10 protein-coding genes are annotated in these 14,415 nt (G+C 32.1%); all 10 read left to right on the top strand.

What is annotated here, in order from left to right:
- Positions 1-17 precede the first annotated feature (17 nt).
- Positions 18-2,213, top strand: a complete 2,196-nt coding sequence (locus Mjas_RS02325) for a CDC48 family AAA ATPase (RefSeq protein ID WP_421078185.1) — start codon at positions 18-20, stop codon at positions 2,211-2,213.
- A gap of 165 nt (positions 2,214-2,378) precedes the next feature.
- On the top strand, positions 2,379-3,782 hold the full coding sequence (locus Mjas_RS02320) for an HD domain-containing protein (protein ID WP_421078184.1): 1,404 nt from the start codon (positions 2,379-2,381) through the stop codon (positions 3,780-3,782).
- Between the two features lie 633 nt (positions 3,783-4,415).
- Positions 4,416-6,284 (top strand): hypothetical protein, encoded by a 1,869-nt coding sequence (locus Mjas_RS02315; protein WP_421078183.1) that lies wholly within the window; start codon positions 4,416-4,418, stop codon positions 6,282-6,284.
- 166 nt (positions 6,285-6,450) lie between these two features.
- Positions 6,451-7,245, top strand: a complete 795-nt coding sequence (locus Mjas_RS02310) for a hypothetical protein (RefSeq protein WP_421078182.1) — start codon at positions 6,451-6,453, stop codon at positions 7,243-7,245.
- A 231-nt stretch (positions 7,246-7,476) separates the two neighbouring features.
- Positions 7,477-10,230: a DUF2341 domain-containing protein gene (locus Mjas_RS02305; RefSeq protein ID WP_421078181.1), complete on the top strand. Its 2,754-nt coding sequence runs from the start codon at positions 7,477-7,479 to the stop codon at positions 10,228-10,230.
- A gap of 203 nt (positions 10,231-10,433) precedes the next feature.
- Complete coding sequence (locus Mjas_RS02300) at positions 10,434-11,846, top strand: hypothetical protein (protein WP_421078180.1); 1,413 nt, start codon at positions 10,434-10,436, stop codon at positions 11,844-11,846.
- Positions 11,847-11,848: 2 nt separating this feature from the next.
- Positions 11,849-12,247, top strand: coding sequence for a hypothetical protein (locus Mjas_RS02295; RefSeq protein WP_421078179.1), 399 nt, complete (start codon positions 11,849-11,851; stop codon positions 12,245-12,247).
- 156 nt (positions 12,248-12,403) lie between these two features.
- A complete protein-coding gene (locus Mjas_RS02290) occupies positions 12,404-12,991 on the top strand; it encodes a transposase (protein ID WP_421077172.1) in 588 nt (195 codons plus the stop codon).
- Positions 12,992-13,019: 28 nt separating this feature from the next.
- Positions 13,020-13,259, top strand: coding sequence for a hypothetical protein (locus Mjas_RS02285; RefSeq protein ID WP_421077171.1), 240 nt, complete (start codon positions 13,020-13,022; stop codon positions 13,257-13,259).
- A 1-nt stretch (position 13,260) separates the two neighbouring features.
- Complete coding sequence (locus Mjas_RS02280) at positions 13,261-14,349, top strand: winged helix-turn-helix transcriptional regulator (RefSeq protein WP_421078178.1); 1,089 nt, start codon at positions 13,261-13,263, stop codon at positions 14,347-14,349.
- Positions 14,350-14,415 lie beyond the last annotated feature (66 nt).

Below are 14,415 nucleotides of genomic sequence, written 5' to 3'. Positions count from 1 at the left end.
TATATCGGGGTGATATTATGGTTGAATTGATAGTAGCAGAAGCATACCAAGGGGATGTGGGCAAGGGTATTGTCCGAATAGATCCTATCACCATGGAAAAATTAGATTTAAAATCAGGGGATGTAGTAGAAATTGAAGGTAAATCAAAGACCTATGCAACCGTATGGAGGGGATACTTGGAAGACCAAGGAAAAAGCATTATAAGAATGGATGGTATAATAAGGCAGAATGCAAAGGCAGGAATTGGAGATAAGGTTAAAATAAAAAAGGCAGAAGTTAAAGATGCCTCTAAAATCGTGCTTGCACCAATGCAGGCAGTAAGGTTTAGTGGAGGATTCGAAGACTATGTAAAAAGTAGGTTATCTGGACAGGTCGTGAGCAAAGGTTCAAGGGTTGTAATCGGAGTTTTAGGAACCGCATTTCCATTTATTGTAGTTGGAACAACACCAAAAGGTGCCGTTAGAATAAACGAATTTACAACTGTCGAATTAAAAACAGAGCCAGTATCTGAACTAAAAGAAACTAAAATACCAGATATTACATACGAAGATATTGGTGGTTTGAGAGAAGAAGTTAAGAAAATTAGGGAAATGGTAGAGCTCCCAATGAGGTATCCTGAATTATTTGATAAACTAGGTATCGAACCACCAAAAGGAGTTTTGCTTGCTGGACCTCCTGGAACTGGTAAAACCTTACTGGCAAAAGCTGTTGCAAATGAAGCTGGAGCAAACTTCTACACTATTAACGGTCCAGAAATAATGAGTAAGTATGTTGGGGAAACCGAAGAGAATTTAAGAAAAATATTTGAAGAGGCAGAGGAAGAATCTCCATCAATAATATTCATTGATGAAATTGATGCAATCGCTCCAAAAAGAGATGAGGCATCAGGAGAAGTTGAAAGAAGAATGGTTGCTCAGCTTCTAACACTTATGGATGGTCTTGAAAGCAGAGGACAAGTTGTGGTAATTGCCGCAACAAACAGACCAGACGCATTAGACCCTGCATTGAGAAGGCCTGGAAGATTCGATAGGGAAATTACCATCGGAGTTCCAGACAGAAAAGGAAGAAAAGAAATTCTTCAAATACACACAAGAAATATGCCGCTTGCAGAGGATGTTGATTTAGAATACTTGGCAGATGTTACACATGGGTTTGTTGGTGCAGATTTGGCGGCACTATGTAAGGAAGCTGCAATGAAGACACTTCGAAGATTGCTTCCAGATATTGACTTAGAGAAGGAAGAAATACCTAAGGAAGTCTTAGATAAAATTGAAGTAACAATGCAAGACTTTAAAGAGGCACTGAAAGAAGTTGAGCCATCTGCATTGAGGGAAGTTCTCGTTGAAGTTCCAAATGTCAAGTGGGATGATATTGGAGGATTGGAAGAGGTAAAGCAGGACTTAAAAGAAGCTGTCGAATGGCCATTGAAGCATAAAGATATATTTGAAAAAATGGGAATTAGACCTCCTAAGGGAGTGTTGTTATTCGGACCTCCTGGAACTGGTAAAACCTTACTTGCTAAGGCAGTAGCAAATGAATCACAGGCAAACTTTATAAGTGTAAAAGGACCTGAAATATTCTCCAAATGGGTTGGAGAAAGTGAAAAAGCAATAAGAGAAATATTTAGAAAAGCAAGACAAGCCGCACCAACTGTTGTATTCTTTGACGAAATAGATAGCATTGCTCCAAGAAGGGGCTCAGATATTGGTGGAAGTGGTGTAGCTGAGAAAGTAGTTAATCAGTTATTGACGGAGCTCGACGGTCTTGAAGAACCTAAGGATGTTGTGATAATTGCCGCAACAAACAGGCCGGATATACTTGACCCTGCATTGTTAAGACCTGGAAGACTTGATAGAATAGTTTTAGTTCCAGTTCCAAGTAAGGAGGCAAGATATGATATATTCAAAGTTCATACTAAAAATATGCCACTTGCAGAGGATGTTGATTTGAAGAAACTTGCAGAAAAAACAGAAGGCTACACTGGAGCAGATATAGAGGCAATATGTAGAGAAGCTGCAATGATAGCACTTAGAGAAAATTTAAATGCTGAAAAAGTTGAGTCAAGACACTTTGAAGAAGCCATGAAGAAAATAAGGCCGTCAGTTAAAAAGAATGAGATGGAAATATACAATAGATTGGCAGAAGAATATGGAAGAACCTCAGCAGCTGAAACTCCCTCGAAAAAAGAGGATTATTCAGAATACCATCGATAAATAACATCAACATAAATTAATTAATAATTATTTATTCTTTTTTTAATTTTTATTTTTTATTATTTTCTTAGACCATTCATTTATAGTTTTACAATTAATTTATATGTTTAATTAGATGAATAAATAGTATAAAAATTTATATATTAGTATATCAAACTATTTTTTATGAGCGAAACAAAAATTATAAGGGATCCGATATATGCAGATATATCTCTCAGTAGTGATGAAATAGCCACAATGGACACACCAGAGTTTCAAAGGCTGAGGAATATAAAACAAACTGGATTAACATGCATGGTCTATCCAAGTGCAAATCATACGAGATTTGAACATTCCATAGGAACAATGCATGTTGCGGGAGAAATTTCTAAGAATTTAGAAGATGTGGAGGCAGGATTAATAAGGATTGCGGCGTTGCTTCACGATATAGGACACCCTCCATTTTCACACACTCTTGAAATATGCGGTTATAACCATGAATATTTTACAAGAAAAAAGATTAAAAAAATGAATTTTGAAAATTATACTTCAAATGAAATATTGGATGTTCTACAATCTAAGGGATTTGAGGGAGCTCTACTTAGTGGGGATGTGGATGCAGATAGAATGGATTATCTGCTAAGGGATAGTTATCACACTGGCGTGGCTTATGGCTCAATCGATTATGCAAGGTTAATGCGATGTATGGTGTTATTTGAAGATATACGACCAAAATTGGGAGTTTTGGAGAAAGGAATAATTGCTGTTGAATCATTATTAATTGCAAGGTATCAGATGTATCCTACGGTATATATGCATCCAACTTCAAGAATAGCTGAAATAATGTTAAAAAATGCTACAATTTATGGATTAAATGAAAAATTGTTTAATTTAAATGACCTTTCGGTGATGGATGATATAGATTTAGTTGGCACATTAAGAAATTCCGAGGGAGAGGGGAATAAACTAATTAATATGCTTGATAGGAGGCATTTATTTAAAAATATTTTAACATTTAGATATGATGATTTAACCCCTGAAGAAAAGTGGTTGTTGATAAATTTAGATGAAGAAGATATTAAAAACTTAGAGTATGAACTCTCTGAGAAATTGGGAACTACTGTGTTTTTAGACATTCCTGGCTATCCAAAAATAAATGAGCATAATATTACAGTTTTAATTGATGATAAAAAATACAGGTTGGATGAAATTTCACCACTTGCAAAAAATTTAAAATGGGCATATATGAAATCATGGGATGTTAGAATATATGTTCCACCAGAACAATACAACAAATTAAAAGAGTTTAAAAGTGGAAATTCTAAATTTAAAGAGAATAAAAAAGAAATGATTTTTGAATATATAAATAAAAAATATAAAAAGAGCATCATATTGGATATTATACAAAAAGAAGGAGTTATAAAAGGTAGGGGAAAACTTCTTGCAATTGCAAAGGAGATGGGTATATCAGAATCGGAATTTTTATCGGAGCTCCAAAAATTAATCTTTTGTGGATTGATAAAGGAAAATGTTGTAAAGGTTAGGGGGACATTTAGGTATGATTATGATATTGACTCCCAAAATCCATGAAATTGCTAAGGTAGCCACCCGGTTTGGCTTTTGATAGTTATGTAGTTACAATCAATGGTATATATCTCGATTATAGCTTTATTTTACTTGATAATGGGTTTTTGTCCGAGAAAATTATATATATAATTAAAATAGAGAATTGTACGTATAATATTAAAAAATACATAATTAAACCTGGGATACTGAGCTAAAAATGCAGTGAGGTATTCTTACCGGGCGGGGGAGCCCATTGTGCCTGCCAGTAAATTAAATGTTATCAAGCCAATGTTTCATACTATGTGAGGTGAGCTCGCACTTAGAAGTATCTGCACACTAAGATGATGAGCTCGTATTGCAAGGCAGGGGGTCTCTTGGATAGTACTAGTGTATCTCTGACATAACTGATGGTGAGGTATTAACCAATATAGCAGGCGGTAAATCGACAATATTCCCCATATAATGCAGTATCCATAATACCACCATAAGATCCATGCAAGGTAAAATATATTATATATTGCGAATAAGTATTAATTAGTTTTATAGAGTGTCCAAATTCCACAGACGTGTGGATTATTACAATATAATATTAACTACAATACCTACATAAACATATACACATAACAATACATACTAATAAACATATGAGGGATAATTATGAGAAAAATGCTAACAGTTCTCGGACTATTGATTGTGTTCGGGATGATAGCTGCTGTTTCTGCAAACCCTTTATATGTAGATTACACAGAAAAATACAATGTATCTGCAAATGTTAGTGGAGACGGCTCAACGAGCTACTCCATCAACAATGTAACAGGGTATATAACTATTAACAACACAGCAGCGAATATTACCGATACTCTGAGTGATGTATGGGTAGCAGTAAATGTATCTAACAATATATCTGAATTAAGATTGGTTCATGATGGAACACCAAAGGGTGTATTCATTGAGAGCTCAGCGCCAGCATACACCGGGTTAAGTAGTGCAGATTTGTATATTCATATACCAATCCTACCAAACAATTCATATGTACAGTATTCATTTAGTATTAATACATCCGCACCGGGTATTGGAGTGCCAATACTTGTGGATGAAGCATATAGTGCAGATAAGATTCCAGCAGGAAAGGAATCTAATTGGACTATATACATGAACATAAGTAGGAATACATCAGCTTTACCAAATCCAAATACTGTGGTTCATGTAAATATGACCAAATATTTAAGCAATGATTCTAACAACTATGGAAGTGAATATTGGAATAAATTGAATATATCCGAAGTTATCAGTAAAAATCAAGGTACTACAGCACTCTGGGATGGACCATACTTCACAGGGGTTGCAAATGATTCATTGAATTGGACAGGAGTGGTATTAAACAGCTCACAAATTGGAACAATTGAATTCAAAGTAATGGGAAACAACTCTTTCCAAAATAGGACCCCAACAAAATTCAAATATGGTTTCGCAGTGATTACATTTAGCTACAGTGGAACTGTAAGTGGAACTGAAGTATCTGGGATATATGCAACAGGTATGGGAAGAATCAACGCAGTCAAAAACGGTCCTCATAAAAACACAGACGGGACATACACATTATGGTATGAAAATGCAACAATAAAAAACACTGCAAGTGAATATGCATTCAATGTAACAAGAATGAATTTATGGGCAATAAATGGAAGTGACCCTACACTTGTTGATCCATTCAACAGCTCTCTATTAATTGCTGGAAGTAATCATTCATTCACACCACCTACACTTCCTATTATTAATCCAGGGCAATATTGGAGCACTAATACATATAACTTCACATTTAACGATGTGCCTGTTGTATGGGCAAACTGCACCTTTACAGTTGCAGGCCAAAATATGACATTATTAAATAGAACCGTTCATACCTACGATACAAAATATGGAAGTTCCTACATCGTTGTAGAAGAAATCTACGTCGTAGGAAGCTATTTAATCAAAGCAACCAAGCATGTAATTCCAAATGCAGATGGAACCTATGATGTATATATTGTAGTAGAAAACATAGGTGCTGAGAAATCACCTTATGTATACGCCTACGATTTAATACCTAGAAACTTCAATGCTAGCAATATGTGGGTAAATAGGTCAGACATGCTTGCTCAGCATGCAGATAATGATTCCAACAATAATTATACAGGAAATAAATCATTATCAGGAGATTACTCACTAAGTTATTGGTGGGCATTGAATTACATGAATCCAGGAGCAGATGGGGATGGAAATTATAGTGACGCCGCTGAAATAGATAATAACCAAACTGTAGTAATTCACTACAAGTTGAACGGAACTGGAACATTCAGAACAACAGATGCATTCTTGGTCGGTATCGACCCTCGGCATTCATTGGTGCCATCAACCTCTCCAAAAACTGTATTAGCAGGAGGGGCTGTATCTAACAACTTTGAGCCGCTATTTGCACTTGCAAGTAGTGTAATAGGAACTGGATTTGTATTGAGAAGAAAAACCAAAGGGAAAGATAAAAAATAACTACTAATTAACTAATAATATTTTTCTTCTTTTTTAAATTGAATTTTAACAGAGGAGTATTGCTAATTTTTGTATTATGATTTAAGCATATCTGGTAATATATCTCGATTAATAAAGGAATTATAAGCTTGCAGGTTTTATTACAAACTCATATATATGTGATACCATGATAAAAATAAAATATCTACTTGTCTTGTTATTGTTAATGGGCATTTCACAATCGGTGTATGCGGACGTAACAAAAATTTCAGATTACAACATGACTGTTAGTGTAGATTCAAATCCATCGCATGTAGTTAATAAAATAACAATTCAAAATCTTGTTAAATACCCATTAGTTTTAGGGATTGGAGAACTTAGACTTCAAAAGCAAGCTTCAAAGAAATTGTGGATAATCCCAATTCCATTTACAGAATCAAACGAACCAATCAAAGTTAAAAATTTGAAAGGATATTATTATTATAATGGAAATAAGACTAATATTAATACTAGTGTAAAGTATTTTGATAATTATAGTGTAATTTATTATGAAATCTGGGAACCAATCGACCCAAAGAGCAATATAACAATAATCATTGAATATGATGCAGAGGATATTGTTGATAAAGGGTTGTTATTTAAAACAGTGTCCATCCCTATAGGCTGTGATATGGATATCGATAATTTCAATATTAATTTTAAATCGAGTGAATATGAGACTTATCAGGAACCGGCCCATACTAAAAATATATATGTTCCAAAAAATACATTATGTACTGTAAATGCAGAATTTTCAATATTGCCGTTCCCTGAGCTCCCAACGTACGGGTATGTATTATTCTGGCTAACAATCTTAACGATATTGGTTTTAATATTTATATACTACGAAATAAAAGGAATGGGCGACAAAAAAGATGAGAAAGATAATAAAGATAAGGAAGAAAATAAGGAAGTAGATGAGAAAGATAATAAGAAGATGTAAAAATATATTATTTAAATATTGTCATAATTGGAGTTTTTTAAATATTTAAATTTTCCATTTATTTTTTTAGTAATATTGATTAATTTTTCTTTTTATTTTACCTATTTTTAATATCTAAAAAATGTTCTATAAAATTTATATATGATCGCAATTTATTTATAGCTACCTACATAATTACCTACATTTTAGACATGATCTATTTTTATTTTTTGTTAAATATTGGTGATATATATGAATATGAAATTTATATTGGTAATACTGTCGCTTATGGTTGTTATTGTACTAAATACCAATTATGCGGGAGATATGGGAGATAGCTGGTGGAATACTGAATTTCCATATAGGGCTACTGTAAATATAACGTCAGTACAGGATTTGAACAATTATTCTGTATTGATAAGGTTAGATAATAACTCCTTTGATTTCAGTCATGCCAATAATGATGGGAGTGACATACGGGTTATAGATTCAGATGGCAGTACTCAGTTACAGTATTGGATTGGGTATTGGAATAAATCTTCCAAAAAAGCCAACATCTGGGTTAAAATACCTCATCTTTCAGCTAATTCAAATAAAACTATATACATATATAGTGGAAATCCTTCTGCGCATTCACTAAGCAACCCTAATGGTATGTTCCTATTCTTTGATGATTTTAATGATGGGAATTGGCAGGATAAATGGAATAAAACAGGTAGCGGGACAATATCTGAAAATAATGGATATCTTGAAATAAACAGTACTGGATATGAAATTTCATTAGTTTCAAAAGGTAATAACCTTCCAAAGGAAGTTAGAATAGAAAGTGCAGTAATTCCAGTAGATGTCAGCGATACTGGAATTCAGCTATCCTTACATAAAGGTTATTATGCATATAAATGGAGATTTTGGAAAAAGGAAGCTTGGTATTACAGCTATAATAATATTAACATATATTCTCAATCTGGCTATATGACTGGAGGAAGATCCAATCCACCAACGACGAGCTCAGAATATCTCATTGGAGGTTATAAAAAAATTGGTGATATTGGAATATATAGACCAACCACGGATTTTAATGATATATCAATTTTGTCAAATACATATCCAGGTTATTCAGGTGATTGGTCTGAGGTACACATCTCCGTTTTAAACCCTGGTATATATAAAATGGATTGGATATTGGTTAGACCTTATATTCCATCAGAACCAACGGCAACTGTAATTAACACTGAATATGATTGCATACTCAACGTATTTTACCTTGAGGATTACAATGTTTCAGCAAATGTAAGTGGTGATGGCAATACTTATTACACCATACACAACATTACAGGATACTTAATAATAAATAACTCTGCAAATTACACCGAAGATACATTAAGTGATGTATGGATTGCAATAAACATATCAAATAATATTTCAGAATTAAGACTCATTCATGATGGAACACCAAAAGATATATTCATTGAGAGTTCAGCGCCAGCATACACAGGATTAGACAACTCAGCAAACACATATATACACATCCCCATGTTGCCCAATAATTCCTATGTAAAATATGAAATTAGTTTGGATAAGTCATTAGGTAGTCCAATTTTAATAAATGAAACATATGATGCAACTAAGATTCCATCAAACAGATTATCCAATTGGACTGTAAATATGACTTTGACAAATAATAACACGCCCTCTACAATATCGTTGGATTTAACAAAATATTTAAGTAATGACCCAAATTATCATGGGAATGTTAATTGGACATTTTTAAATATCTCATCCTATAGCGAAAATCGGGGGTTGGTAGAGTTATGGGATGGACCATATTTCAGTGGGGATTCCAATAATGCTTTGAATTGGTCAGGAATATCATTAAATTCTACAAATAATGGATTTTTAAGATTCACAGTTCAAGGTAATTTTTCGGGTAAAAATAGGAATGCGATATTAGTTAATTATGGTTTTGCAACTTTGAAATATAACTTTAAGGGCACAAGGAGTGGAACTAAAATAAATGGAGTCTATGCAGCAGGAATGGGGGAAATCAGTGCAACTAAAAAAGGACCTTATAAAAATGAATCTAGTGGTGAATACAATATATGGCATGAAGAGGCTTCATTTAATAACACTGCAAGAACTTATGCATTTAATTTAACAAAAATGAATCTATGGGCAATAAATGGAAGTGATCCTACACTTGTTGATCCATTTAACATGGCTTTGTTAATTAATGGTAGTAATTATTCATTCACACCATCTACACTTATTAATCCAGGGCAATATTGGAGCACTAATACATATAACTTCACATTTAACGATGTGCCTGTTGTATGGGCAAATTGCACCTTCACAGTAGCAAACCAGAATATCACTACTGTATCTAATGGATATAATGGTAAAGACAATTACATAGTTATTGAGAAAATCTACGTCGTAGGAAGCTATTTAATCAAAGCAACCAAGCATGTAATTCCAAATGCAGATGGAACCTATGATGTATATATTGTAGTAGAAAACATAGGTGCTGAGAAATCACCTTATGTATACGCCTACGATTTAATACCTAGAAACTTCAATGCTAGCAATATGTGGGTAAATAGGTCAGACATGCTTGCTCAGCATGCAGATAATGATTCCAACAATAATTATACAGGAAATAAATCATTATCAGCAGGAGATTACTCACTAAGTTATTTGTGGGCATTGAATTACATGAATCCAGGAGCAGATGGGGATGGAAATTATAGTGACGCCGCTGAAATAGATAATAACCAAACTGTAGTAATTCACTACAAGTTGAACGGAACTGGAACATTCAGAACAACAGATGCATTCTTGGTCGGTATCGACCCTCGGCATTCATTGGTGCCATCAACCTCTCCAAAAACTGTATTAGCAGGAGGGGCTGTATCTAACAACTTTGAGCCGCTATTTGCACTTGCAAGTAGTGTAATAGGAACTGGATTTGTATTGAGAAGAAAAACCAAAGGGAAAGATAAAAAATAACTACTAATTAACTAATATTTTTTCTTTTTTAAATGCCAGTTCGAATTAATTTAAATTTATATGTTAGGATATGGCATTTCTAAAAAAATGTCCGAAAAATGTTCTATAATAAATATATATAGAAATATATAATGCTATTTTTGAGGCTTTCAATTGTATTGATGTGTCCATAGAAGCACACATTTATTTTAAATTGTGATATTATGGAAATATTTAAGATATTATTGATTTTAGTACTAATTATACTGTATATCTTGAATATGGTATGTGGAATTGAGATGTACGAATATAGGGATGCAGTATTTTATCCAGATGGCTCTCAGTCCGTTGAACTGTCAAGATTAAAAATCATTATTGATGGACCCGATATTGATCAAATATATTTTGAATATGGGGATAAAAATGGAACTGTGAATACAATACATTCTAAAAATATAGACATAAATTTATACCCAAATAAATTTAATATTTCAGTATATGTGGAAAAAGAACGGGAAAAAGAAGGCAAATGGGTAATAAAATACACAATTAAAAATAATTATAATTATGATATCGTATTCCACGTGTTATTCCCAGGAGGATATTCTTTAAATGAATCGAAAATATTAATCCCTGGTAATTCAGAAAAAACCATAGAATTATTTAAATATTCTAATTTAAGTGATATTTACTTTGGAGATAGTTATATTTCATTTACCATACCTCAAAAAATAAAAATAAAGTATTACTATGCACTTCCTATATGGGCATCGATGATATATAGGGGTGGAGTCTCGAATAACAAAAACCAAAATGGTATTTCATATAATATGAATTTTAGTATTAAAAATAATAAAAAATTTCCACTACACATATATGGGAATGTATGGCTTGGTGATATTAAAAACGCATCCTATCGTAAAAATGTTTCTATCATTTTGCTTCCGGAAGAAGAATGGCATGATGAATATAATATACATTTTAAAGAAAAACCTGATTTTTACAAATTATGTTCTGCACTGAATAGGAATACCTCAAAAGTAATCACAATAGGAAATTTTCATGCTAAATTCGTAGCCTGGGCAAATGATACTACTAATATCTCAATAAAGCCTTGTGTTAATGAAAATCAAGGGTACGTAATAGGTATTGCAAAAGTCAAAATGCCAAATAATAAATTATATAGGGTAATCTTGCCAGAAAATGTTGATACTGTGGCAGATGTTGAAGAATTAATTAAACCCAAAAAATATGCCACATTGGCATTCCCAGATATTGTTGTAGGCATTTTGATATTTACAATAATATTAATCTCGAAATTTAATTCAAGAATTATAATGGACAAAGATATTATTCAAAATATAAATTTAAAAATGCTAAATAATGGATTATATATTCCATATAATATTGGTTTGAGGAAAATTGGGGGCGAAAATATAACTTATGTGGAACCAGAGTACGAACTTTTTAAGGAAATTCATGAAGTATTTGACATTCCACTTAATTCAGCGAAGGCTATTGCAATTGGACTTCAATACGGAGGAGGAAATATTATCATTCTTCATGATAAAAAGGCCTATGAACTGGCAAAAATTATCGGACTAAATGCTATATACTTAAAAGAAGAAGGTGAGTAATCATGACAAATAAAAAAAAGAAATTTGGCGAATTGGTTCCACATATAACTATTAGAAAAATTAACAATGATTTATTAAATGTATATTATATCAAAAAAATTGATGAGTCCCAGAGAAAAAAGGTAGTAAATCGAATAAACGACATAATATATACCTTAAACACCATAAAAAAGCTTCAAGAGATTAATAAAATCAGAAAGAAAAGGAATATTAAAGCAATAATATGTGTTTCTATTTTTGTTATATTATATGAGATATTATGGATTTTTATGATAAATAACCCCATAATAAATTTCATAAATGCTATATTTGCAGTAGCAATCGGACTTATCGGCGTGATTTTCTTGGCATATGGATTATATTTGCTGTTGTATCATCCATTAATTTATGTGGAGGATTAATTATGAAATTAATTATTATATTTATATATTTAATAGCATTGAGTAGTATGGTAAGCATCCATGGGGCCGATAATCTTTATAATATATATGAAATAACTAGTATGGGTCAAAATATATAACCTATACTAAATATAATATTATAAAAAAGACGATAATATGAAGGCTGAGGAAGTGGTAAATGAGATAATTACATCAGATTTAATTGACCGAATCCCTAAACGAAGAAAGGTAGGGAGAAAAGGATATAATTTAGAGTTGAGGCTTAAACTATTAGTGTATGCCTTTTTAAAAGGCATACATTCAAATAGAGCGTTAGTATTACACTTACAAAATAATCCACAGATTTTAACTGCATTAGGATTTAAATCCTGCCCTGGTAGAAGAACCATCGATAGATGGAAAAAATCCCTAGATGAAGAATTGCATGCAATAATTACTTTATTAGGTGATAAATATATTGAACTAAATAATCCTGAATGGTCAATATACGATAGCACTCCAATAAAAGACGAAACAGATATTGAGGGAAAGATAGGATATAACAGTGTAGGAATGTTTAAAGGCTTTAAATTACATTTAGCAGTAGATAAGTTAGGAATACCATTAAGAGCAGAATTTACCACAGCAAATACTCACGATTGTAAAGTAGCTGATAAATTATTAGTACCTACCAAAAAGTCCTGTGCAGATGCAGGCTATGATTCAAAAGATTTAAAAAAAAGCGATAGAATTATACAAAAATGAACTAATAACAGCACATAATCCACGGAGATTGGGTAGGAAAAATAAAAAGAAACTTCCTTCGGAAGTTTCTAAGATAAGAGTTAAAATAGAGCACACCAATTCAATATTAAAGAACCGATTTATGAATAAGTTTTGGATTAATATCAAAGGTTATATTCGTAAAAAAGTATTCTGTCTCTGTGCAGTAGTTTCTGCACAGGTTTTAGCACTATATAATCTCATTACCAGAGGTTATCCTTATATGAAGGTATTAGAGGTTAGAGTGTAATATGACCCACACTAATATATATGAAATAACAAAAATGAGTTATAATACTACGTTCTTTTTAGAATATGATAAGGAACATAATCCAACATTTTATGTGAATACTCCAAAAGACTATTATATAAGCCCTGTGAGAATCAAAGTTATTGGAATAAATAAATCTTTATTAAATAATATGGGGTTTATATTGGATAAAAAGGATTATGATGTTTTAATATCAAATAAAACAGTTGAAACAAATAAAAATGCTATACTTTTTATTCCAATAAATGGTTCGACTAATCTAAATAAAGAAACAATAACCTTGATAAATTGGAAAACCGATCCATTAAATTATAAATCATCAGTTGTGGTGGCAAAGTATAAACTCCCAAAAAAAGGAGAAGTTATTGCAACATATAGTGATGGTTCTCCGGCATGTGTTAAATTAAATAATAAAATATATTGTGGTTTTAAACCAAATAAGGAAGTTTTATATAATTTAATATATATTTTTATGATTAAAAATATTCCTTATGGGTTGATATTTGGTACTTTATTGCTTGGAACAATATCTTATTTAAGCATTGCATCCCAAAGAGCCAAAGAAATTATATTAAAATTCGGAGCTCATTTGATAATCATTATTGGAAGAGTACCAACCAATAATAAAGAAAAAGTTCTTTCAAATGACACTAGAAAAGAGATTTACAATCACATAATAAATAATCCAGGAATACATTTAAGGGAGATGGCAAAAAATTTAAACAAAAGTATGAGCACGATTACATGGCATTTAAGAATACTTGAAAAAGCAGACTTAATTCGAAATAAGAATGTAGGAAATAAAGTTATATATTATCCAAAAGACATGGATATTAGAGATTTGCCACTTTCATATTTAAATAATAAAACTTCAAAAAAGATTTTTGAGTATTTATTAAAAAACCCTGCCTATTTACGAAAAATATCCAAAGATTTAGACATGCCTGTTGAAACTGTGAGATATAATTTAAGAAAAATGGTGGAATTGGGGATTGTGGATAGTTATGAAGAGGGTAATAAAATAATATACTACATAAACTCCAATTGTGGAGTAGATGATAGTGAATAAGGGGATAATAAATCTTTTTTAATATGGGGGCGAGTTTATCCAAGTGTTGGGTCGTATAGTTAATCG

Origin of the sequence: Methanothermococcus jasoni (genome assembly GCF_049075655.1) — an archaeon.
Taxonomy (GTDB): Archaea; AGJL01; Methanococci; order Methanococcales; family Methanococcaceae; genus Methanofervidicoccus.
This window is presented reverse-complemented; position numbering and strand designations above follow the sequence as displayed.